General features: G+C 29.9%; 21 protein-coding genes, 1 pseudogene and 2 riboswitches. Of the genes and pseudogenes, 2 read left to right on the top strand and 20 right to left on the bottom strand.

The features are described 5' to 3' along the window. Positions 1 to 63: 63 nt before the first annotated feature. Positions 64 to 166: riboswitch (SAM riboswitch) on the bottom strand. Between the two features lie 158 nt (positions 167 to 324). Further along, positions 325 to 434: riboswitch (SAM riboswitch) on the top strand. A 110-nt stretch (positions 435 to 544) separates the two neighbouring features. Continuing rightward, positions 545 to 1,612 (top strand): methionine ABC transporter ATP-binding protein, encoded by a 1,068-nt coding sequence (locus LL038_RS07495; protein ID WP_216121124.1) that lies wholly within the window; start codon positions 545 to 547, stop codon positions 1,610 to 1,612. A 755-nt stretch (positions 1,613 to 2,367) separates the two neighbouring features. Here LL038_RS07495 and LL038_RS07500 read toward each other — a convergent pair. The 19 genes and pseudogenes from LL038_RS07500 to LL038_RS07590 form a co-directional block, all read right to left on the bottom strand. After that, positions 2,368 to 2,643, bottom strand: a pseudogene (locus LL038_RS07500) (transposase); the annotation flags it as partial. A gap of 94 nt (positions 2,644 to 2,737) precedes the next feature. Further along, positions 2,738 to 4,216, bottom strand: a complete 1,479-nt coding sequence (ltrA, locus tag LL038_RS07505) for a group II intron reverse transcriptase/maturase (protein WP_216121120.1) — start codon at positions 4,214 to 4,216, stop codon at positions 2,738 to 2,740. Between the two features lie 525 nt (positions 4,217 to 4,741). Further along, the gene (locus LL038_RS07510) at positions 4,742 to 5,470 is read right to left on the bottom strand and encodes an IS3 family transposase (RefSeq protein ID WP_216121356.1); all 729 of its coding nucleotides are present in this window, start codon (positions 5,468 to 5,470) and stop codon (positions 4,742 to 4,744) included. Continuing rightward, on the bottom strand, positions 5,380 to 6,063 hold the full coding sequence (locus tag LL038_RS07515) for a helix-turn-helix domain-containing protein (protein ID WP_216121118.1): 684 nt from the start codon (positions 6,061 to 6,063) through the stop codon (positions 5,380 to 5,382). Before LL038_RS07515 ends, LL038_RS07510 begins: the two co-directional genes overlap by 91 nt. A gap of 144 nt (positions 6,064 to 6,207) precedes the next feature. Beyond that, a complete protein-coding gene (locus LL038_RS07520) occupies positions 6,208 to 8,277 on the bottom strand; it encodes a UvrD-helicase domain-containing protein (protein WP_216121115.1) in 2,070 nt (689 codons plus the stop codon). Beyond that, on the bottom strand, positions 8,278 to 10,356 hold the full coding sequence (locus LL038_RS07525) for an ATP-dependent nuclease (protein ID WP_216121113.1): 2,079 nt from the start codon (positions 10,354 to 10,356) through the stop codon (positions 8,278 to 8,280). 29 nt (positions 10,357 to 10,385) lie between these two features. Next, the gene (locus LL038_RS07530) at positions 10,386 to 10,994 is read right to left on the bottom strand and encodes a hypothetical protein (protein WP_253200209.1); all 609 of its coding nucleotides are present in this window, start codon (positions 10,992 to 10,994) and stop codon (positions 10,386 to 10,388) included. Between the two features lie 16 nt (positions 10,995 to 11,010). After that, the gene (locus LL038_RS07535) at positions 11,011 to 11,139 is read right to left on the bottom strand and encodes a hypothetical protein (RefSeq protein ID WP_268056013.1); all 129 of its coding nucleotides are present in this window, start codon (positions 11,137 to 11,139) and stop codon (positions 11,011 to 11,013) included. 306 nt (positions 11,140 to 11,445) lie between these two features. Then, positions 11,446 to 12,546 carry a hypothetical protein gene (locus LL038_RS07540; protein ID WP_216121110.1) on the bottom strand — a complete coding sequence of 367 codons (1,101 nt, stop codon included), beginning with the start codon at positions 12,544 to 12,546 and terminating at the stop codon, positions 11,446 to 11,448. A gap of 788 nt (positions 12,547 to 13,334) precedes the next feature. Continuing rightward, on the bottom strand, positions 13,335 to 14,450 hold the full coding sequence (locus LL038_RS07545) for a 6-phosphogluconolactonase (RefSeq protein ID WP_216121108.1): 1,116 nt from the start codon (positions 14,448 to 14,450) through the stop codon (positions 13,335 to 13,337). A gap of 53 nt (positions 14,451 to 14,503) precedes the next feature. Beyond that, positions 14,504 to 15,625 (bottom strand): DUF3800 domain-containing protein, encoded by a 1,122-nt coding sequence (locus tag LL038_RS07550; RefSeq protein ID WP_216121106.1) that lies wholly within the window; start codon positions 15,623 to 15,625, stop codon positions 14,504 to 14,506. Between the two features lie 621 nt (positions 15,626 to 16,246). Next, positions 16,247 to 16,978 (bottom strand): HNH endonuclease, encoded by a 732-nt coding sequence (locus tag LL038_RS07555; protein WP_216121102.1) that lies wholly within the window; start codon positions 16,976 to 16,978, stop codon positions 16,247 to 16,249. 468 nt (positions 16,979 to 17,446) lie between these two features. Then, positions 17,447 to 18,277 (bottom strand): topoisomerase DNA-binding C4 zinc finger domain-containing protein, encoded by an 831-nt coding sequence (locus LL038_RS07560; protein ID WP_216121100.1) that lies wholly within the window; start codon positions 18,275 to 18,277, stop codon positions 17,447 to 17,449. 449 nt (positions 18,278 to 18,726) lie between these two features. Further along, entirely contained in the window at positions 18,727 to 18,852 is a 126-nt protein-coding gene (locus tag LL038_RS07565) for a hypothetical protein (RefSeq protein ID WP_268056014.1), read from the bottom strand. A 223-nt stretch (positions 18,853 to 19,075) separates the two neighbouring features. Next, positions 19,076 to 19,552 (bottom strand): DUF6262 family protein, encoded by a 477-nt coding sequence (locus tag LL038_RS07570; RefSeq protein ID WP_216121098.1) that lies wholly within the window; start codon positions 19,550 to 19,552, stop codon positions 19,076 to 19,078. Continuing rightward, on the bottom strand, positions 19,545 to 20,000 hold the full coding sequence (locus LL038_RS07575; protein WP_216121097.1) for a hypothetical protein: 456 nt from the start codon (positions 19,998 to 20,000) through the stop codon (positions 19,545 to 19,547). The genes LL038_RS07570 and LL038_RS07575 overlap by 8 nt, the downstream gene beginning before the upstream one ends. 180 nt (positions 20,001 to 20,180) lie before the next feature. Then, positions 20,181 to 20,555 carry a hypothetical protein gene (locus tag LL038_RS07580; protein WP_216121095.1) on the bottom strand — a complete coding sequence of 125 codons (375 nt, stop codon included), beginning with the start codon at positions 20,553 to 20,555 and terminating at the stop codon, positions 20,181 to 20,183. Between the two features lie 267 nt (positions 20,556 to 20,822). Beyond that, on the bottom strand, positions 20,823 to 22,235 hold the full coding sequence (locus LL038_RS07585) for an aspartate ammonia-lyase (protein ID WP_216121093.1): 1,413 nt from the start codon (positions 22,233 to 22,235) through the stop codon (positions 20,823 to 20,825). Positions 22,236 to 22,257: 22 nt separating this feature from the next. Next, a complete protein-coding gene (locus LL038_RS07590; RefSeq protein WP_216121091.1) occupies positions 22,258 to 22,716 on the bottom strand; it encodes an Lrp/AsnC family transcriptional regulator in 459 nt (152 codons plus the stop codon). A 281-nt stretch (positions 22,717 to 22,997) separates the two neighbouring features. Between LL038_RS07590 and msrB the strand changes: the two genes are divergently transcribed. Continuing rightward, positions 22,998 to 23,453, top strand: coding sequence for a peptide-methionine (R)-S-oxide reductase MsrB (gene msrB, locus LL038_RS07595; RefSeq protein WP_216121089.1), 456 nt, complete (start codon positions 22,998 to 23,000; stop codon positions 23,451 to 23,453). A gap of 69 nt (positions 23,454 to 23,522) precedes the next feature. On the opposite strand, the gene LL038_RS07600 is transcribed toward msrB, so the two are convergent. Next, positions 23,523 to 25,082: a hypothetical protein gene (locus LL038_RS07600; RefSeq protein ID WP_216121087.1), complete on the bottom strand. Its 1,560-nt coding sequence runs from the start codon at positions 25,080 to 25,082 to the stop codon at positions 23,523 to 23,525. Between the last annotated feature and the right edge of the window lie 211 nt (positions 25,083 to 25,293).

The raw sequence follows: 25,293 nt of genomic DNA on the forward strand, positions 1-25,293 counted from the left end.
TTTTTTTGAAAAAATACCCTCTTCTATGAAAGAAGAGGGCATTTGAGTAATTTAAATAAAGCCATCTTATCTTTCAAGAATGAATTTGCTGGAATTGGCACAGTATTCTAAAGAACCCGCTGCCGAGGCTTCAAAGGGCCAGTCCCTACACCTCTCTTGATAAGAATCATCATATTAAGTTGTTTAAAAGCTATAATAAATCTTTTATTTAATATTGTCAACGATAAAAAAAATAAATAATTTTCTTGTTGACAATTTCAAAAGTAGTCAGTATAATAAATCTCAAGCAAGCAACAATTGCAAAAAACAAAAACTTAATAAATATTCTTATCGAGAGAAACTGAGGGATTGGCCCGATGATGTTTCAGCAACCACATGTTTTATTTACGTGTAAGGTGCTAATTCCATCAGAACATTGTTCTGAAAGATGAGTGAAGGTGCTATTAAAAGTGAACCCTTACAATGGTAGTTTTTATATACATTTTATCCTCTTCTTTTCTAAAAGAAGAGGATTTTTTTATTATGATTTTTAAGGAGGTAAAATATGATTTGGCTTAAAGGAATAAGAAAAGTTTATGTAAATGGTCAAGGAACAGTTGAAGCTTTAAAAGAAATTGATCTACATGTTGAGAAAGGTAAAATCTATGGAATTATTGGATACAGCGGAGCAGGCAAAAGCACTTTAATAAGATGCATAAATTTATTAGAGAAACCAACAAGTGGACAAGTTATAGTTAATAATAGAGATTTAACTAAATTGTCAGGAAAATATCTAAGAGATAGCAGAAAAAAAATTGGTATGATATTTCAACATTTTAACTTAATGAGAAGTCGAAATGTATTTCAAAATGTTTCATATCCACTTAAGGGAAACAAATATAGTAAGGATGAAAAAAAAAAAAAAGTTTTAAGTCTTTTGGAGCTCGTTGGGCTTAGTGATAAGATTTTAGCATATCCATCACAACTAAGTGGAGGTCAAAAACAGAGAGTTGCTATCACTCGTGCACTCGCAAATGATCCACAAGTTTTATTATGTGACGAAGCAACTTCGGCAATAGACCCACAAACCACCAGTTCAATTCTAAAACTTCTAAAGGAGATTAATGAAAAATTAAATTTAACAATAGTAATAATTACTCACCAGATGGAAGTCGTAAAGGAGATTTGTCAGGAAGTTGCTGTAATGGAAGATGGGCTAATTGTAGAAAGGGGTGATATAATCGATATTTTCACAAACCCCCAAACTAAGATAACTAAAGATTTTATTTCTACTGTTTTCCACTATGATAAGATATACGATTTTATTCAGGATGAAGAATTCACAGATGGCGAAACAATTGCTAAAATATCATTTGTTGGTTCAAAAACAAGCCAAGCCTTTATTTCAAAGCTTTCAAGAAAATTTAAAATTGATGCCAGTATATTATTTGGAAATATTGAAATTATTCAACACGTACCTATTGGCAATTTAATTGTAAAGTTCACTGGCACAAGCGACGGAATAAGTGGATCAATAAAATATCTTGAACAAAACAATATAAATGTGGAGGTGATAACTCATGCATCAGTTTCTAATGACTTACATGCCAAATGTGATGGAATTATTTCCTGATATGATAAGAGCATTATGGGAAACAATTGGAATGGTGTTTATATCAGGAATTCTCTACTCTAATAGGAATTCCTTTAGGCGTCATATTAGTTGTTACAAGGCCAGATAATATTCTCCGCTTTTGTTTATATATTCTTTCTTCACGATACTAACTGTATTGAAATACAATATGTTTGTATAGTGTTAATTCACGATATATTGTTAATACTACTGAATTCTGTTATACCCATGCCTTCTCGCATTTCTTTAATAGCCGTATAACAATAAGATAGCACCCCTTTAGTTTACCATAAAAACAGGTACCATTGTTTTTTATAGTGAATTTGCAATGCGAAACCTAAAAATTAAGATTCTCAATTATAATAAAATGTTTGCATAGACTGCATTTAAATTTCCCATGGAATAAATATTATTTTATTATCTTCAATAACAACATATTCTGTAACACGACTTTTTCTCGACCTTCTTCAAAACTACCTATGTGTACTTTTAGATTATCATATACATTAAATTCATATCATAGCTTCCTTATATTTTACTTTTTTAATTTCAATCCGTTTAATCATGTCTAATTAAAAAAATTTATAATTTACCTCCATGTAATATTCATTTTAATAATTCATGTATGCGAGCACTGGCTTTATAAAAAAGTGTAAATAAAAAAGAAGCCATATTTGAACTGCCCCCTGTCAAGTAGACAGTGGAAATAATTAAAGATTTCAAGTAAGGCGTCTATCAGTTGGTAGGCGCTTTGTTTATGCTGCATTACCTAATAGATATTGCTGATATTCTATTGGTGTCATGCACTTTAAACGTTTCTGATAACGTCTATTATTATAATAGTCTATATAGTTCTCAGTAGCTTTTTTTAAGCTTTCATAGTCTTCAAATTTATGAAGATAATACATCTCCGTTTTTAAGATTCCCCAAAAACCTTCCATTGGTCCATTATCAATGCAACGCCCGACCCTTGACATGCTCTGTGTCATTCCAGCTTTATTTAACTTTTCTTTAAATATTTTTGAAGTATAATCGATTAAGAAAAAGGGATTACTCCCTTTCCCTCATCTAAGAACCGTACGTGAGAGTTTCCCGCTCATACGGCTCAAGCATTTCTTCACCTTTTCAGGCGGCAACAAGTGCATGCAGTTTCATCTTTCTTTGATCAAAATAGTCCTTATCTAAAAACGGTGTTTTTGAAATCTGCAGTTTTGGGTGTCTAACGATTTTAATCCGCCTCAAATTAATAAGACTATAATCGTCAGTCGTGAAAAGCCATCTTTTTACGTTTTTTTCATGCCAGTATCTATTTAACCGCCACCATTGGTTCTTGTTAGGGTGTCTGTGTTTTGCCCATTGCTGTAATAGGTAATAAAGGGTGTTATTAATGTATGAAAAAGCTTTGCTAGCAACAACGTGTTTGTGATAATTCGTCCAGCCTCTTATGACTTGATTAAGCCTTCGTATTAAATCAGATTGAGTGCTAGCTTTCCCCTCTTTCAGGATTATTGTGGAGCATCTTCTAATTATGTTTTTAATGGAACTTTTAGAAGGTTTAACTATTAATTTCCCTTTGTATTTCTTAAATGTCCAGCCAAGAAAGTCAAATCCTTTGTCAATATGTGTAATCCTAGTCTTTTCTTCTGATAGTGTGAGCCCTCTTGATCCAAGGAATTGACTAACAGTAGTTTTAAGTTCTTCGGCAACTTCTTTTGAGTTTGCAGTGATAACAAAGTCATCAGCATATCGAATTAAATTCACTTTAGTTTTGGCTCTGTAGTGATTCTCTATTTTACCTTTTGAATTTCTGTGGTATTTGTTTTGAATCACTTTTTCTAGTCCATCTAATGTCATATTTGCATATATACTAGAGATAGCTCCACCTTGCGGTGAACCTGTTTCTGTCGGAAATAGTTTTTCTTCATATATATATCCTGATTTTAGGAACTGCTTCATAATACCTTTATCCATTGGTATATTTTCTTGTAACCATTCATGGTTGATGTTATCAAAGCAACCTTTTATGTCACCTTCAAGTATCCATGTCGGAGAGCATTTTCTAGCTAATACACAAAAAATTTGCTCGCAAGCATCTTTTGCACTTCTTCCATGACGGAATCCAAATGAAATAGAATCACCTTTTGTTTCCGCGATTGGTTCAAGTGCTAGTGCGTATAAGGTTTGCATTGCTCTATCATACATTGTTGGTATGCCTAATGGACGTTTTTGCTTTTTACCTTTCTTTTCGATATATACTCGTCTTAAAGGTTTTGATTTATAGTTTTTATCAGTTAGAGAAAGCACTGCTTTCATCTTTGAAGCAGAAGTCGACCATAGTTTCTTATCTACTCCGGGTGTGTTTTTCCCTTTATTTGTTGTTACTTTTCTTACAGCATAAGCTTTAGCTGAAAAAGAGTGGGTTAATAGGTATTGTAATCTTTTGGCCTTATTATTCCCTTTTACTGTTGCCTTAGCGATTCGGGTTTGTAGTCTATTAACATCGTTTTCAGCTTGTTTCCAATCAATAGTTTCCCATTGAAAGGCAAGTGATTTGGCGTCTTTTAGTCTCTCGGTTTTATCCGTCGTTGAATTACTAAAATTCATAAATATATAATCCTTTCCTGCTAAGAAATACCATAGGATAAGTCTGCACCCTTTCGGGTTAGGGCAAAGTTTGAACCCCTATCTGTTTTCATTACAAAATCAACATTCGCTTTTTATCCTTTTCTTCTGCCCTCTATGTCTTTTCTCCCCTTGCGGTTAGATACCTCTTGGTAGAGGAACATATAGGGTTTACCAAGTTCCACGTAATATATAATTGCAAGTGCCTTAGGAGTCATCTTTAAACCGGGAGTTCTTTATCCATTCGCATTGGTTTATCAGTACGCCTTTGCTAGACTCCTCACCATTTTGGTCAAAGCGTTTCAGCCTATTTCGCTTTCTCCGCGTAACGATTCCTACAATGATTCACTTTACGTTCCCCATAGCATTCTTACTCTAGCAGTTATCCCAATTTAGGCTATTCGAACTTCCACATTGTCTCGTGAGCTTTCTAACCCGAACGTTACCATTTACGCTAGTCACGATAGAGTTACCCCGAAATGGATAGGGTAGTCTTTCGACAATATATTACGCGACTTCTTGTCGCACCTGGAAACCTCGGTCACTATGAAATATTGGTTTAGCATAAGGGTATGCTTTAATAGCAAGATTAAAGGTGTCATAAACCAATTGATTATTATTAGAATTACCAATGACATATGAAACAATGCTTCTATCACCTAAATCAAATATTGCACTTAGATAAGCCTTTTGGCCACTTCTCCCATATTTAAACTCGGTTACATCTGTAAGCCATTTTTCATTAATTTGTTCTGCTTTGAAATTTCTAGCCAAAATATTTTCTGCAGTAACTTCAGTAGTTGACTTAATATAATTATATCTTTTCTTTCTGCATACGGATTTTAATCCTATTATCCGCATAAGACGATAAATTCGTTTATAATTAACTGTTTTATTATATTCTCTACGGATTTTAATCGTCATCTGGCGATAGCCTAAGATACCGTCATTTTCTTCATATAACCCGCAAATAAGTTTCAATAATTTTTCGTTTTTAAGTTCTCGATTGCTTTTTTCTCTGTGTAGCCATTTATAATATGCAGAATGGCTAACGCCGCCTAGAATGCACAACTCAGTTATAGGAAATTTATTTTCATTAGCTAGTCCTTGGATTGCAAGATAAGTATCTTCGTATCTAACTTCGCTTAATATCGCCTTCTTTCTATCTCTTGGATTTTTTTTAGAAGAGCATTCTCCATCTGTAATCTTCTGTTTTGTGCCTCTAAAAGCTTGTATTTAGCTTTTGACTTTTCATCTTCTGTCATTAGCTCTTCAAGTTTTGGCTTTCCACGTCGGTCTATAAGCACTTCAATACCAAACTGATTATACTTCTTCATCCATGTATAAATCTGAGGATAAGATACCTTATATTTTTCAATAGTTTTATTATAATTGTTATTGTTTTCAATACAGTATTTTATAATTTCAATGCGTTCATAATAAGAAGTCTTGCGTCCCTTGGTCATTATATGTTTTCCTCCTACTCCAGAAGATTTTATATTTTCATGACCATTATACTTCTTTACCCAATTGCATAAAACTGTATTTGAAGAAATATGATACTTAATACATAAATCATTCAGTGAGCCGTGTCCACCAAGATATTCTTTTACAATGTTAATCTTAGATTTGGCAGTATAAGAAGCATTTTTGCAAGAATGCTTTAACCCTGCTTCACCTTCCGATTTATATCGTATTACCCATTTTTGAAAAGAACTCTTATGCACTTTAAATTTGTTGCATAAGCTTAACATACTAGCTTTTCCATTTAGATATGATGTTACAGCCTTGATTTTTTGTTGGTCTGAGATAATTGATTTTCTTCCCATAAAAAATAGCCCTCCTTATAGTAAACAGTTTTATTATTTAACTGTCTACCATAAGGGGAGCATATCAATTTCTAAGCTCCTTAATTGGGTTAATTAGTCTTTCTTGATAATTTTTATTTTTTAATATAATTAATTATACGCTAACTAAATATCGTATTTTATTTCGCCAAAAACATGTTCAACCTGCACTTTAGAGTCACCTATATCATCTAAATAAAGGAAGCTTAAATTTAATATAGTTCTTGTCACTGCAACATAAAGTAAGTTTCTCGCTTCTTCAATATTAGTATTTCTTTCTGCTTTCTCATCTTTTATTGACAATACTTTAAGTAATCTACTGAAGTATTCCCTGTCACTACCAAATTTAGCGTTCATAAAGACAATTACATTATCAAACTCTCGTCCTTTGGTTCCATGATAGGTATGATATATAGTATCACTCCCGCATTTATCTATAATAAAAGTATGCCATAAATCAAATTCATTTATATTAATTTCAAGAAACTTAGATACATCCTCCTTACTCTTTAGGATGTCTGCATCTGATTGTTCGTTTTGCTCATCAAAGAGATAAAGTTGATTTAAAATAAATTCTTCAACATCTGAGTATGATTTAATATCATCACCAATTATATATTCCAAATTTTTATCATACTTATCATCACCATTATGATATTGTGAAAATAAACTCTCGATATAATCCTTTAGAGTTTCACCAGTGGCATTTTTAAATTTTGTTAATAGATTTGTCAACTCTAGAATGTTTATATTTTGTGCGATTTTTTCAAAAATAACATCTGAAACTACAGTTTTATTTTGATTGATTCTAAATTTAAAATCTAGTATTCTAAAGAACAAAATCTGTGTGACACCTAATTTTTTAATATCTAAGCTCAATACATGATCCCGTAAAAATTCATAACGTTTCCCTACTTTATACCAAGCTGAATTTTTATAAAAATTATAAATATTTTCAAAGCCGCTTTGTTGAGCAACAAGCTCATTAGTTAATTCAAAACAATGCAACTTATTCTTTTCTGTTATATTCCACTTTTCAATATGAGCATTAATAAATTCTTGTCGACTAATATTCATGTTATAAAAACTTACACTACCTTCAGGAAAGTCTTCATATATTGGTTCTTGCTTTAAATCATCGTTCCTAATTTGATTAGCAATAGAGATTATTTCTTTTGCTGATCGTCTATTGAACGTTTTTTTTATTCTTATTAATCCTTTATGAATATCATAAAAATCACTACCCACACCAGTATCATAAATATCTTGTTTTACATCTCCGTAATAACCTACAAAAAAATCATGTTGTATCTCTGTAGAATATTTATTTAGAGCGCTCAATGTCATAATAACCTTACGATTTGTATCTTGATATTCATCTACTAAAATAAATGGATATTTATCACATATAATTTGTTTTAATAAATCATTTTCTTCAACAATCTTTTCAGTATAATCTAGCAAAGTATCATGGCTAATTTTCATTGATTCAAGTTTATCATTATTAAATCGAGCATCATATACAACTTTATTAAATTTACTTTCCTTTGCATCTATTTTTTTTATGCATTTTTGATATTTTTGAATTCTAAATAAATTATCAACTATTTTTTTAAAATTAGTAACATTTCTAAAAAGATCAGGAAATATATTTAAAACTTCAGATAACGCAGCTTTGAATAACGCGGAATTATCATTTTTATGTTTATAATAATCTTCTTTTTTGCCATTCATTGTTTCTAACAACTCATTCTTTTCAACATCTAATAGATCTCTGTATTTTTCTGCCCACTTTTCACTTTCTAGTCTTTTCTCTATCATACAAATCTCATAATTTATCTTTTCATAATGAATTTCCACAAGCTGTTTTTGATACGGTCCTATGATGCCCCACACACAATCATGTATAGTAGAAACTTCAATCAAACTACTATTGCCTAATCTTTCTTTAATTTCAGAAACGGCAATATTGGTATATGTAATACATAAAATTTTTTGACTGTGTCTTTTCAGTATTTTACCATACTGATTTACAATGTATTTTAATGACTGTAATAATGAATAGGTTTTTCCTGCACCGGCTCCAGCATCAAAAACCATACTCTTTTTTGCATCAATACATTGAGCTATCTTCTCAAATACTTGTTCTTCTTTTCTTATATTCTCAATTGATATAGAAAGATTTTTAGTATGCATTTAATTACCTCTCAATCTATCTTGCAAAAAAAGCAATCCATCATTAATATATTTGGGTAATATAGGTATTAATGTTTTATCATCGCATATCAAAATTTCATATAGCAATTCATTTGCAAAATCACTTTTTGAATCTGATAACTTTTTTTGTAACTTAAATGAATTTTTGACTATACCCCCGTTCTTAATTATGTCTTTGTATATATCTGGCTTAACTTTTTTCAGTGCATTATTAACTATATTGTTTTTTAAATTGGTTAATATAAAAGATTCTTCAAAACTTGTTGGATAATAAGTTTCAATAGGGTCTTTCTGACAAATCACCATTAAGTTATCTACGTGTTTATAATCACCATTAATTATAAACTCAGCATTTTTGCTTTTATAAAAATGAGATAATGTACTATTAGTTGTCTCCCTTCCCTTTAACTCATCTGTACCCATTTGCAGATAGAGCGGTTTTTGACCAGGACTTTTTATATCCTTTTCACCTTTTTCTAATTTTTCTCTTTTAATGTCAATATCTGTAACAATTAAAGAAGGTATGCTTAAAGCATGAATGAGATTTTCATAAACTTTCGCATGAGCACCGTCTACTAAAATAACTGAAATATAATACTTACTGAAACAAAGATCTATATCTAAATAATGTTGAAGCAATGTATACTCTGTTATTCCTTCGACAAATATGGCTGCATCAGCAAAGAAAAGCTCTGAAACTCTAAATTTTATATGCTTCTTTAGAAACTTAAGTTTTTGTTCTCGTTTCCACCGTTCTTTATTATTTTTAGGATTTTTAGGGAGATCAATCATTACATTGTCATTTAAACATTCCGACTTGGCACAATTATCGATACTTGTAATATAGTTAATATTGTTGAAAGTATTACCTTCATGTATCTTACTATTAAGTATATGTGCTGAATGAGTTATTATAATAATCTGGCTATTTACATGCTTATTATTATTTTCCAACAAAGAAGTGATCATCTCATTAATATTTTTTATAAACTGTTCCTGCATTTGGGGATGCATAAAGGTTTCTGGTTCTTCTATAGAAATAAGATTTATTTGACTATTAAATGAAGTTTCCGGATATTTTTCCATGTATGTAATGATCTCTGCAATAATCATCATTAAATTAGTATATCCTAATCCAAATTGTCGTTCCGGTATATTATTTTTTCCTTCTACATATTCATATTTAAGAACATTTTTAATCAATTTTTGAAAATTCAAATCTGACTTTAATAAGATCTGGCATTTTTCACCTAATATCATTTTGCTTAATGATGAATTAATATTATTGGTATGTTGCGTACTTATATCTCTAGTTAAGCTATCATTAATATCAACAATTTGTTTATCTAATTCATTGACGATTTGAGGATCTATAACGTTAGCATATCTATAATCTATAATCTTGCAAAATGCATCAGATAAACAATCTTCGCTATTAACATTATTTGCTCTAATTGGTGTTAGTTCAATTAATTTTTTTAAATTAAAATTTTTCTTTTTGTCCTTATTTGTATTATAGTATGAAATTTCAAAATCAGTTTTATCAATTAACTCTAAAAATCTATCAAATTTTTGATTTTTAAAATTTTTTGGAATAAATTCTTTTACAGCTTTTATAAACAATTCACGATCTATTATCTCCCACCCAATAATAATATCTATCTCTGACTTTTCTGTGTCTTCAAGAGACATAAAAGGAATAATATTAGTTAATATGTCTTCCTTACCATTATCAATTCCAACTGTAACAATAAATTTCAATGTAGGTAATTTTAAATCTTCACTATCCAAATATTCAATAGTATATAGATTAGATAATTCTTTTAGATAATCAAAGTTAAAATCCGTAGCTTTAAATGCTACATTATTTATTAATTTATTCAAAGCGTCTATAACTGTTGTTTTCCCACTATTATTTTTCCCAATAATCAATGTTGTTTTAGGTGCTATATTAATACTAGCATCCTTCTTGTAATCTTCTGCACTAACGAATTCGATTATATTATTTTTATAACGAAATTTTCTAAAATTTTCGAGTAATACACTTTTTAAATACATAGACCTATTCCTCCTTTATGTTATGTCGCTTATACTTTTAACGTTTTATAAAAATATCCCTTATCAATCATTTGCTGATATCTATTTATTGAATCCATTTTATTATGAAATTTTAATGCATCACCAAAAGCCATTACAGATGTAAGCATTGACATTCTTACTGCATGCAAATAATTTTCGAATCCTGCATACATGGAATTTTCTGATAATTCTCTTAATGAATATTTAGAAACAAGCGGATTAGGTTCAAAATCATTAAATGATTTTACAATCTCGTAATTTCCAACAGAAGCAACTCGCTGTCCATATAATGATCCTCCCATACGATTCCACAATGGATACTCCCCATTTGCTTTTCTGCAAGCTTCTATTAAAATTCCTTCAACTTGTTTTATATGCTCTTGCCCTTCTAGTCCAACATAATCTTCTCTTGAAAACTCAGTCCCCAACATTTTTCTATATTCTTTTTCATTTCTGTGAGTAATTGGCTGAGATAATGGTGATTGAACAAATATAGAATACCCAATTTTTTCTTTTATATCGAAGTATTCATCGATTTTCTTTCTTTTACAGCTATTATCATCTACAATAATAATTCCATTATGTTGCTTAGATCTATCACATAAATCTGCTGCCAATCCAATATATAAAATCTCAAAAACAATAAACCCCAGCTGATGCCCATCCGTACATATCTTTAGGTGAACATAAATCATCAAGTGTATTTGCTATTTGTTCTTTTTCATCCTTCTTATATTCATCTATAATTACCGTTCCAAACATATTGTCATCTCCTATAAATTAATTATTAATAATTATTATAAGATCATAATAAAAATAAATATATATGTCTTTTTATCGATTTATCAACGAAACTTTAATGTTTAAAATAATTTCTGTATTAAAAACCTTACACTATAGCCTATAAAAAAGTTCTTTTACTAGTACAATTTTAGTGCCATAATTTGTGAAATTGATGACATTCTTAAAGTCTTTATTGATGAACAATTTTACCTACACATGGAGATAAAAAGCATCATGTTTGCATACGGCATGATATTATTAGCAAAAACAGTTTCAACAATATAACTATTTTACATCTTTAAATGTCAGCACATATATACATCTGCATCCATAGTGTCTAGGAAGTTTCGGAACTTTATCCAAGGCCTTTTTACTAAACTTCAACTTACCAGAATTACAAACCGTACATCCAACCTTGGTGTTTAAAATTTCAATACCATCTCCCATACCACTGTTAATTGATTGGATAAGTTTCCTTAACTCAACATTATTCGATGCTTCAAAATATTTTGTATGAGAATAAACGAAAGTCATATCCTCAACTCTATTACCCAAACTTTTTAACATCCTACCTTCAGGCTGCTTACTTAAGTATTTTTCAAGAGTGGGGCAATTTATTTCTTCTGTTGTCCTCATCTTTAATCTGTCATACACTCTCTCATTATTTTGTCCTAGTAATTCACAAAGAACTACTTCATCTTTTAAATCATTTATAAACTCAGGAGTATTATTAAGATCACTATAGTCAAGCTTGTATATTTCCCTAACTCTGTCTATGCACCTCTGGTCTACCTTGCTAAAATCCCAATTAAGTCCTCTTGGAAATACCTGTTTTATCTCTAATGAAGCAACAGTTCTTTCGGCTTTTTCAATCTCGCCTCTACCCAATAACACATATAGAGCATTTATCAAAGCTTCTCTTTCTTTTTCTTTATTTTCAAAGTATGCATCTACTATTTGTCCTCCTCTCTCGGTAAGCACAAACCAGTTTTTATCCTTGACTATTTTCATAAAATGGTCTTTAGGAATGTTTTGGAAAACAAACTTAGCTAAATCTGCTTTCTTGATACTAGACTTTATTTTTATATTATGTTCATCCAATAATGCTTTTAAATCTTTTATAGTCATATGAGGGATTACATCTTCAAATCCCGCAACTCTAATAATGCCTTGCTTAATGTAGTATTGAACTCTCTTTTCAATATCCCCAAGTACTTCTTTAAATCTACTTTCCCTTATATGATTATCAAGCTGCTTATTATTAAGATACTTTAGAAACTCACAATCTGCATTACTAATTTTACTTGCATTAGTAGTATTAGCTCTATCACATGCTTGTACTTGTTTATTCTGCTTAGCTCCAAACAAGTTATTTAAAAATCCCATAACAGTCCACCTTTCATACAGTTAAATAATTAATTCTATAAGTCCACTTATACCAAAAATAGTTATCTAAGGAGCTTTGGTATTACATCACTATTTAGAAATTTTATGATTTCACTTGAACTTATTCCCTCGAAATAAGGAAGCTTAGTTCATTTAGTGAAAAATAAAAGAAATTTATTCATAACAATTTATAATAATATCTTTAGCAATTAGATACATTAGAGTTTGCTTAATTATTATGCTCTTTATATTTATCAAGAACAGACTCAATGTGTTTTAACGCAAATTCTTCAAAACCTTTATCCGATTACTTTTTCTTTGCAAAATTACGTATACCATTTCTTGTTCTAGACGCCGAGAATCCTAGAGCGACTGCACTTGGCTTCACAGGTGTGCCTAACTAATATATTCTCCTTGCTCTTCAATTCAAGTATTCTTCTGTACTACTTCCCATTATTAACCAAATGGGAAATGTAATTAAACTACCTTTATTGACAAATCTGTAACTGTTATATGTTCAATATGAAGCTAATCTATTAAATTTAATATTTCCATTGGAAATAATGCAAATCAGATAAATAGCTTATTATAAATCTAATTTTGTTAAAAATTATTTATTAATAATCAAATGCAAAGTAACTGTCACCCAGATTTTCTTCTTAAAATAATAGTTAAAATATGTACTTAGATGCATAATTAAAAAGTCCGGCTAATTTATTCCAGTTTGGAATGAAATTATTATACCTTTAAAGGTTGATTTTTCTATGGGATCAGGCTTCCTTTTTATATTATGTATTATCAATATCATCATTTATTTTTCTGAATTCTAACTCTTCGAATTTATCTAATGATTTTTTAGATGAGTTTAAATAGTCATCCAAAATCTTAAGCATGTCATCTAATGAATCTTTCGCTTCTTGGCATAAATTTTGGAAGTCTTCATGAACACTATCCATTGCCTTCTGAACATAACCTTCTAAATACTCATCATACGCTTCAGCACTATATTCATCTTGAAGTATCTGATTCGCCCTTTCAGAAGAATCAAAACAAGCTAACTCATATACTTCTTCATTTGAAGGGACATCTTCAAATTGATTCTCTAAAGATCTCAGATTTTCATAGTACTCGTTTAATTTATCCAATATGCTATCATCATAAGTTAATTGGTCAGCTACATCATATATTGTGCCAAATAGTTCTGAGCATTTATATAACTCTTCAATAATATTATCGATTGTTATTTGGCTTAATCTTTCTTCTGTGTCATTATAGAAATATCCTTTTCCGTCTAACTCGTCATAATAAGAGTAAACCTGATCAAATAATTCTCCTTTAAGAGCGAACAAATTTGATAAATGCATTTTAACTTCCAATAGCATTGGAAGGTAATCATATTCAAAATATGGTGTTGATGACTTCTCTAGTTCTTTTGTTATTTCTTCTTTCAGGAATGTAATATAATCCAGATCTCGACTAATAATTCCAAACTCACTGTTGTTCTTACTTTCCTCGGAATAATTTGCAGAACCTACATATACCACATTATTTGTCATTATTATTTTCCCGTGATTGTCAAAGTTAAAGAAAACACTAACTTTCTCTCCAATGCTATCTGGTTTCAACTTAGTTAAATAAACATCTATTTTCTTTCTTGCAGCATTTCTATAAGTATCCTTATAATATGTATCCCAACGTGAAGGGATATTTGTAAATATACTTATTTTTGTTTCCAAAGATGTATCAGCCAGTTTTCTGATGAGAAGTGCCTGTTTTTCTGAAATATTGTAAGTAACAATAATAATTTCTTCAGCGTTTTTAAAATCATCCAAAACTTCCTGATATCCTAACTCATTCTTAGAATAAATGAACTTCGCATCAGACAAAATATATTCCTTTTTCAATTACACCCCTCCAATTTACTGTCTTTTTCCGCAATAGCTTCAACGTGGACTGGTCACACCAACTCACCCATCAACACTAATAGAGATCCTCTGTGTTGCACCATATCAATACTATTAACATTCTGAATTAGTGCTCTGTTAAGGCCTTCAGCTCTGTCGATTAATGAATTAATTATCACGATACATTCTTTCTGTTCTTTATTGAGCGATTCCAATTTACTCTCAATCATGCTAGGTGTTGATTCATCTAACATAAAAAACAACTTTCCGAGCAGACCTACCCAAACATCAGAAACCTGTATTAATCGTTCTGCCTTGGAATCAATGAATTTATAATTGGTTAGTTTTTTGCCATTCATAGTGAAAGGCATATCCTCTAACGAAGATTCAGCCTCTGCTTCTTCATCAAAATTATGCATGGCATCTTTATATAATGCGCACCGCCCAGTTCTTAAACTTGAGTATTCTTCAACTAGTAAGCCAGGTGTGTTATCTTCAACGAAAAACAGTTCCCCCTTGCGACCATTAGTTTTCAGTAACTGCCTGAAGTTCTCCAAATAAAAATCGTCTACATCATAATACTGGATAAGATCACTAATTTCATAGCAAAAATCCTTAATATTTGATTTCACTATGCTTGGATAATCGTATCTATAAAATATAGCTAGGATTTCATCTAGATGCGCTGTGACAAATCTATGCCAGCTTGCCTTCAAAATTTGTACCCATTCTGGTCCAAAGTTGAACTGTGGCTGGGTGACAAATAGTGAGTCTACCATATCTACAATGGAATAATACATATTATTTAAAGTAGCATAATGGACATAGAGTCCACTGTTTTCTAACCATATAAGAAATTGATGAATTGGCTTCTTTCCTATCGCTGTCCAGAAATCAGATCCTCTACCAGCTAAAGTCTTGAATTTAATTTCCGGTGCTTTGATTTTTAACTCTTCATATAATAAATCTAAATCACATGGAGGAGCATCACCCTTGTATAAAATACCGCCGAGAATAAAGTCGTTAGCTATACCTTCATCAGCATTAACTCCATTCTCAGTTAATCTAAACTTTCTAACATTACCAGTCTCATCATAAAAGAAGCTATATTTTTCGTTCAGCAGTGGTATGCCTAATAACATACTCCATTCATCTCTATATATGTCTACATCCATGAAAATCACTCCTCTTTTTTCAATCTCAATAATCTATTGGTAGTTTTTGAAAATCAACTAATTGACATCACAATACTACGTCGTATGGTCTGAGCATTCACTCCGAAATCTTTTGCCATTTTATTCACAGGCAGATAATCTTCTTGAACAAACCTTGTGATATCAGCCTCAAATTCTTCATTGCATCGATTTCCTTGATCTGTCATTTTTATCTGCTCCACAGGTATATTTTAGCCTAACTTACCTTTGTCCAGCAAATCGAGTATTTCTCACAACTTTATCATTTCTTATACTAATTTTTCTATCTTCAAATAACTGAATTTTCCCTATATTTGTCTTTCTTCTTCTGCTCAGAGTTCATCCAGCCCCCATCGCAAAGAAAACATTTGTTAATAATCGAATTCGAAGTGCCTGTCACCTTAGAATTCTTATTTGACTTCTTATTTAAACTTCAGATTATTAGCCTAACATGCATATGGATAATTAAATTTTGTTATTGCTATAAGATTTATATACTATTTCCTGTTGGAGACATTAAAAGTCTTAAATAGCTTTTTCTTAGACCTTTGACCGTGTCTTGATGCTCTTGCTCCAGTGGTAGCTACAAACGTTAATTCTATTCTAGTCAGTGATTTCTCCGTATAACTTATAGGAAACATTATGATAATTAATTAAATCCTCATAATAATTATTTTTCTTCTTAAAATCTTCAATATAACTAAATAGCTCAGGATCAAGATGTGGATCTAACCCATCATGACAAGTTTTACATAAAGTTATAAGGTTTTTTTCTCCCGTAAGTCCGCCTTGTGACCATGGAAAAATATGATGAACATGTAGTTCTAGATCAACATAATTGTTTGGTGACCTTCCACAAAGTCTACATTTAAAATTGTCCCTTTTTAATACTTTCATTCTCAATTTTTTTGATGGAGCTCTCTGCAGACTTCCTTTTTCAATAGAATCAATATGAGTATAACCTAAATCATAATTATTGATTGCCACGCTAGGAGTAATTATGTTTTCAAAAAATTTTCGGCATAAATCCTTTTTTATAATAGCATGTCCACCGAATAGCATAAATAAGAAAATATCTTCCTCTTCATTAACTAATATAGCCGGCTCATTAATATTTTTATACGATTTAAGTGCTTTATCTGGAATTACTTCTCTAGCTTCTCGGATTTCTCTTATAGGCTTTGTATCCGTAAATCCCACCCACTGTGTTTGACACAGCCATTTGATTTTTCCTTCTTTTGTACCACTAATAGATATGTCATAATATATTTCATCTACAACTGGTATGTTCTCACGTAACCTAACTATCTCGTCATAAAGTTTAGAATTCTCCATTGATTCTCCCCCATTGCAAAATTATCTCCCTTAAATGCCAATTTACATGTTAATATCATATAATATAGACTTTTTGCTGCCCATATATCATGACTAAATTTTAAATTAGAGGGATTGTTTAAAGAGTAGACTTAGCGCCATTTCTCTTTGTGTAGATTTAGTTTCTCCATTATTAAGGTTGTTACATCATTATACTACAAGTTTTGTCATTTAACCTTTATTTTTCCTACAGTATTAAATTTATCTTAGCCACACTTTAAGACTCCCCTACTTAAAAAAGGTATCAAACCCATATTGAAAAAGTTTTGCTACCTCTTTTACAATTATCAACAAACTGTTTTTTTCTTATTATTGCAAACAGTCTTGACTATTTTAATACCCTTCTTATTCTCTTTGCCTTATATTCTGTATTCCTTCTGTACTTCAAATGAAATCATTTCCAAAATAATACTTAATCAATACCTATATTTAAATTTTCCATGGTATGAATACTATTTTATTATCTTCTATAACATATCCTACTAACGCAAATATATCCTCATAGATCCCCCAAGGATAACCTCTTGCTATTATCATAGATTTTACATTCTTGTTATTAAATTTCTGATATATTTTAATATAGGAACTCAGTTGTCCCCATGCATTTTTAGCTCGACTTTTAGGCCCTTTAACCTCAATTAACATTTCAGTATTATCACTAGTATCTAATGCTAGGATATCAACTTTCCCCCCTCCCTCACTGTAGCTACCTATAAAAAATTCTTTATCGAGATATGTTAAATTTAATTCATTAAATAAACTATTGCTCCAATTATTTATAATTACATTTTGTATACTTCGTTCATAATAATCACTTTTATAATTTGAATTATTTATCCAGAAACTAAAATTTGTTCCTAATTCACCTCTAGATAAATATATTGCATAAGTAACTATTGAAATATCTATATATCTACCTTTTTTATGTAAATACTCTAATATCTTATAACATACATTATTATCTTCTAAGCACTCCATGTAATCTCTATATTTTTGAATTAATCTTTTAAATCTTTCATCGTTGACGCTACATTCACAAATAATTCTTGCTATCTCCCCATTTTCATATAATTTGTTATAATCTATATTCACCATCTCAAGCTGTTTTAGTTTGTTTCTAACACCTCTAGCATCTATTATTCCATTACATTTAGGATAATTAGTACATCCCCAAAACATACCATATTTACCTCGTTTTAGTACCATAGGATCTTTACACTTATAGCATAATACAATTTCGTCTGATTTATTTACATTCATATCAATATCTCCTACTTTAAATATATTTATAATTAAAATCAATATTTACAATTGTGTACTCACCACACATTTTATTCTACCTTTTACATTAAAATTTATTCATACTATATTGTTAAAATAAGGGTGATCATATAAATAAGAGAAATTTTATCGGAAATAGAATACGAGAAATTACAAATAATACTGGCATTACACAAGAAGACCTTTTCTAATACTCCATGAATTTATTTTAGGCATAATAAAAGCGCTGGCTAATTATTTTTAACCAACGCTTTCATTAAATATTATTTATATTATACCAATTATGCTTCTTGCACTTTTCTATATATACAGATACAGTGTATAAATGGTGGAATATAAGTAAACTACTTTACCATTTTTTATCCAATAATTTTATTGCCAACATCGAGTAGATAAAAGTCAGAAATAAATTTGCAACTTCTTTCCTATTACATAACCATACGTGCTGACCCCGCATATGGCTCTTGGTAAACCTTAATAGTTTTTATTCCAGTAAATAATTTATTAGAACCTATCGATTCATCAACTGTTATTTTTAATTTTTCATTGTTCATATTTAACACTCCTTTATATATTGTAATTTACATTTTACTAATTGTTTTTACATATAACAACAATATTTAGAAGTATTACTACTAATATTCTATTTAATTACACTTATTACAAGAGATTAAAGTACCCTACCAACCCTCTTATTTATAAAAATAGCCTATTTCTCTGGATAATAGAACTGGACTATTTACTATAAATTGAAGTTTTTTAAGTTAATAAGCTATATTATCCCTTACTATCTGCTAACTTTAGATCAAATCCCAAAATTTTAGCCTTTTGCATTAAAATATGTAATTCACCTCTTAATATTTCGCACTCTTCTGTTTTGTCATGAAACTTAACCTTTAAATTACTTATTGAGGCTATTTTAACTTCATTATCATTTTTCATCTTTTCAATTTTGACTTTTGCATTAATAAGCTCTTTTTCCAATCTAAAAGATTTTTCTCGTATATCTTCATCAACCTTTTCATTTATAGTTTTAGTGTTTTTATATTTACCTATTTTATTTTTCTTTAAGATTTCTTGAACATGCGGCTTACTAAATAAAGATCTGGAAAATTTCGTTCTTTCAATCAAATCTTTAATAGTAATTAAATATCCCTCTGCATTTAATTCATCAATAGACCCTTGAATTATTAGTAAAGTTTCAGTTCTTATTTTTTCTTGTTTTTCTATAAGATTTTGAGGTAATTTACGCATTACTTTCTACCTCCTTAATATGAAATTTTATATTATTTGCATGTTTTAAGTGAAGTTTATAATTATACTTTGCAACCTCTGACATCAGTGGATACTCCTTGAATTTATCTATTTTGTTCTTCCATAATGTAACTTGTTCTTCAAAATAATCCAAATCATTAGCATCATCAATTTGTAACTCACAATCTAAACACGCAAACATTTGAGATTTACAATTGGTTATATCACTACATAATCCACCGCGAACCTTATGTGCTCTTATATTCCTTAAAATCCGATTGGCAACCTCCTCTTCCAGATTAAGTATTCTTCCTCTAAAATACACAGGTCTATTTTCATTATATCTTTTTTCTATAACCCTTTTCTGCCTCTCTTGAATTATTTCGGGTCTTAAATTCAAATGATTATAAGCCCCTAGAATTGCTCCATCTCCTTGTTGCCTTGTCATATCTCTTATTTGTTCAATTGTAAATCCCTTTTGTAATCTATCAGTTATCCCATTATGTCTAAATTGATGTGAATTAACAAAATATGTTTCACCGTTTTTATCTTTAATATGAAATATTTTACTTATACGGTCAATAAAACGCTCAAAACTGCCATTATCAGCACAGTATACTTTATTTTTTTAAAAAAATACTATTTCACCTGTTTTATCATACTTAATTGCACTCAATTTAGTTCCATAGTATGTAAATAATAAGTTTTTCGCATTAATATCTTTTTGTAATTTTTTAGCAATTTTCTGTTGTTTTTTAATTAAATCCAGAATATATTTGCCCATACCTACATCCCCTATATGTATATGTCTCATTTCTGGTTCCTTATATCCACCATCTGCTTTCGTTGTAGGAATAAAAATAACAAAATGACCGTCAAATGGCTTTATACAATCTATATTCATAGCACATATTTCATTTACTCTTGATGGGATGCATCTTAATAACCAATACATAAGTCTTTGATGCAGCGGTATACATCCATCTTTAAAAGCTATATCCAATTTTTTCTCAATTATTTCAGGTATTAGTTTTATGTCTAATTTATATTCTATTACGTAAGGATTGTCTCCAAATGGATTATTGTTAGGAATTCCTGGCCATTACTGATGAAATAAAGGCATTCATAAAAGAATTCTATAAAGGTGCAGAAATTCCTGTGTTTTAATTAATAATTTAAAATATTGGTAAAACATTCACCATATAAAATTACTCTATCAAATGGACATAACTATTTTATAGTTATGTCCATTTAATGGGGATCACATATCTTAACCTACCATTAGTTCTTTTGCTAATATACCAGGCTTCGTCATTAATTCTATATCTAATATATCATTAAGTTCATTTTCACCTAAAAGGCCTTCTTTTAATATTAATTCTCTTACTGACTGTTTAGTATTTAAAGCTGTTTTTGCGATTTCAGCAGCTTTTTTATAACCTATATGTGGGCAAATTGCTGTAATAATACCAACACTATTTTCAACCAATTCTTTACATCTTTCTCTATTTGCAGTTATTCCAGAAACACAGTTAACTACAAAAGTATTTACTCCATTAGTTAATGTCTCTATAGATTGAAATAATTTATAAAATATAACTGGTTCAAAAGCATTTAATTCCAATTGACCAGCTTCTGCAGCCATAGTTATTGTTATATCATTTCCTATAATATTAAATGCTACTTGACTTATTACTTCTGGTATTACAGGATTAACCTTTCCTGGCATCATAGACGAACCATTTTGTTTTGATGGAAGATTAATTTCACCAAATCCTGTTCTTGGTCCTGATGACATAAGCCTTAAATCATTTGCTATTTTTGATAAGTTAACTGCGCAAGCTTTAATTACACCAGATACTACTACAAAACCATCTAAATTTTGAGTTGCATCTACTAAATCTGATGCCTGTTTTAATTCAATGTTTGATATTTTAGAAATGTTTGGTACTATCTTATTAAAATATTGTATGTCAGCGTTCATACCAGTTCCGATCGCAGTACCACCCATATTTACAACTTTTAATTCTTCTTTAGCTTTTTCAAGTCTTGAGATATCTCTCCTTATCACTGAACTGTAAGCTTTAAATTCTTGTCCTAACCTAATTGGAATTGCATCTTGCATCTGAGTTCTTCCCATCTTTATAACATCATCGAACTCCTTTGATTTTTCGTTAAAAGCATCATAAAGTTTGGAAAGTTCAACTATTGCCTTTGGAATAAGTTTTAAGGCGGTGATTTTACCTGCTGTAGGAATAACATCATTTGTAGATTGTCCATAATTTATATGGTCGTTAGGATGAACTATACTATAATCTCCCTTTTTCCCTCCCAGTATTTCTATAGCTCTGTTTGCAATTACTTCATTAGCATTCATATTCATGCTTGTGCCCGCTCCACCTTGAATAGGATCTACTATGAATTGATCTTGTAATTTACCCTCTATTATTTCATCACAGGCCTTTATAATAGCTTCTTCAATCTTTTTATCTAAAAGCCCAACTTCATTATTAGTCATTGCTGCTGCCTTTTTTATTTCTGCAAGACTTTTTATAAATTCCATAGACATCCCTAGTCCTGTTATTTTAAAATTCTCAGCAGCCCTTAAAGTCTGTACCCCATAATAGGCCTCCATTGGTACTTGTTTTGATCCAATTGAATCGCTTTCTAATCTAAAATTCATTTTAGTAACCTCCATTTATAATCTAATTATTAATCTCACTTGGTATAATAGAATAATTATTTTTTATTGTAGAAAGAGAAACTGTAGTCTTAGTTTTTTGAACACCTGGTATATTTTTTATTTTATTTAAAATTTTCTCTAAGCTTTCTGTGCTCCCTGTAATAATTTTCAAAACATAGTCGTAATCGCCAGCTAAGTAGTGGCATTCTACGATTTCATTATCTACTTGAATTGTATTAATAAATAGATCTGTAAATTTAGGTGATTCAAGTGATACAAACATTATTATCATAAGATCCTTATTGAACTTTTTAGCACTTAATATTATAGTGTATTTTTCAATAATGCCAGCATTATCAAGTTTTTTTAATCTATCGCCTACTGCAGGTACGGATAAATTAATTCGAGTACTTATTTCAGAAGCGGTAACTCTAGAATTTTGTTGCAAAAGTTTAAGTATTTTAATATCGATATTGTCCATACAAAATCACCTCTTAAATAATATTATTAGGTATATTATATCATACGATTTAATAAATTAAATACATCATCTATATTTAGATAGTTATTTAACTAAATATACGCTTAAGCCTTATTTTTTAAATTGATTACGTTTACTATTATTAATCAACCTAAAAAAATTAGGTGCTTATTAGTATATACTAACTATAACTTGCTTAAATACGGTAAAATGGTTAAGCTTTATATATCTCTAAAATCATTTAGAAAAAATAATATATATATTTTAAGGAGGTTTTTGTTTTGGATAAAAAAATATACACCAAAAAAAGTAAAGAACAGTTAAAAAAAGAACTAACACAAATTCAGTTTGAAGTAACGCAGGAAAATGCAACTGAAAGATCTTTTGACAATGAATTTTGGAATAACAAAGAAGAAGGAATATATGTAGATATTAATAGCGGCGAAGCATTATTTACATCTCTTGATAAATTTGACTCAGGCTGTGGATGGCCTAGTTTTACTAAACCTGTTGATAATAAGAATGTTAAAGAAAAGAAAGATATAACCCTTGGAATGATGAGGACAGAAGTAAGAAGTTATTATGGTGACAGCCATCTAGGTCATGTTTTCGATGATGGTCCTCAGGCTCATGGAGGATTAAGATATTGCATAAATAGTGCATCATTAAAATTTATACCAGTTCACGAACTTAAGGAAGAAGGGTATGAAGATTATTTGAAACTATTTAAGAAATGAATGATTTCGCCCATGATGGGTGCACAAGTAAAATTAGCCTAAAGCATTTGCTTTAGGCTAATTTTGTTATTATAAACCATCTTTTAAATTAATATATGTTTTGTAATTAGGTGAGTCTTCACTAATTAGTTTATTAAGTTTCCAATTGTATCCACTAGAATCATCATAAACTAGAAAATAAACTGCTACAATAGAAACGCTCCTATCTTTATTTTTATTATTTTTATCATCTTTATACGTAATATTTCCATAAACATATTTTATATTTTTTAAACCTTTTGTAGATAACGTCTTATCAGTTTTAAAAGTCTTCGCTTCTTCCCCTGTTACCTTGTGGTTATTAGACCACCAAAATAGTAGATTACTTCCTTCAATTTCACCATTAGTTATAGAAGGTATAATTAACGACTCAGGAATATTGCTTATCAAAGCACTATCAACTGTAGTTTCTGATCCATTTAATAAAGCTATATCGCTTAAAGATATCGAAAAAGTATAATTAGTTGATAATACTGACTTTATTTCCCCTGATATATTTTCTCTCTTAGCAGTAAGATTTAGTGTTCCTTTTTTTTCATTAAACGCTTTTCCTGATATGTTAATGCTCTTAGTAAAGCCATCCTTTACAGTAAATCCTTTGCCTCCGAAAAAATCAGAATAGGATACAGTTTCCGCAAGTCCTTGCTTTTTTATAATTTGAATAACTTTTTCATCTGAAAAATCTGGAGATAGTGTTAACTTAAAATCATCAGAGCTATTTGCTTCTATAGAATTAATACTCCATGTTTCATTCTCAAAAACAAGACTACACTTTATTTTCCCTGAGGCCCTAAGAAGTCCACTATCTATAGTCGTTTCCACTAAAATTTCTTCTTTTCCATTTTGAAGATCTGGTGTCCTTAATGTTATACCAAGATTTTTAACATTTTGTCCATTTAATGCTTCCTGTGTATTCCCAATAGTCATTTTTAATCCTTTTAATTTGGCTAAAAATATTTTGTCATTTATCCCCACCGTTGGTTTTACTGAAGTAATATTAAGTAGTACTGGTTTTCCATTCGTTTTCCATTCGTTTTTACCTTCTTTAAGATAAACTACTGATAACAAAACCTTTGCCTCAAGAGCATCATTGTTTAGAGTTAATGATAATTTTATATCATCTTTGCTCTTCTGAGTATTCCGATTACTTATAATGAAGCTTTTCATGTTATCTTTATTGATTTTTATGACTGTACCCTTCGGAAGTGTTACAATTGTTCCTATCAGGTCTTCCTTTATTCTGACATCACCAATAGGTCTAACAATAAAAAATGAGTATGCAAATACTAATGCTATAATTACAGAAATAATTGCTATCATAGGTATAATTACTTTCTTATGTACAAATGTTTTCTTAACCCAAGCAAAAATTTTATCTCTTTTATACTTTCTTATATCTTTATCTGATATTACAGGCATTGCTGAGGTATCTTGATCTTTTTTCTCATTTAAGGGCGGTTTAGCTTTATTTTCTTCATTCCTATTATTAGGAATCGTTTCACCTTGCATTTCTATTTTTTCTCCACAATATGGACAAAATTTTAATCCATTAATATTACTAAATTCATTATTACAGCTGTCGCAACGCATTTGTTACCTCCAAATATTAATATAAGTCTAAAAACAAACAAAATGTCATCTTTAATATAATATAGCTTGTTTACATATTATATTATAACTTGAATGCTTCCTATATTCAAACATATTCTTAACATCTTTTTATTCCAATAACGTACAAAAACTCACTCCAAAATAGGAGTGAGTGAATAACCCTAATATCAACATCTTAGCATAAAAAATC

Source organism: Clostridium estertheticum (genome assembly GCF_026650985.1).
Classification (GTDB): Bacteria; Bacillota; Clostridia; order Clostridiales; family Clostridiaceae; genus Clostridium_AD; species Clostridium_AD estertheticum_C.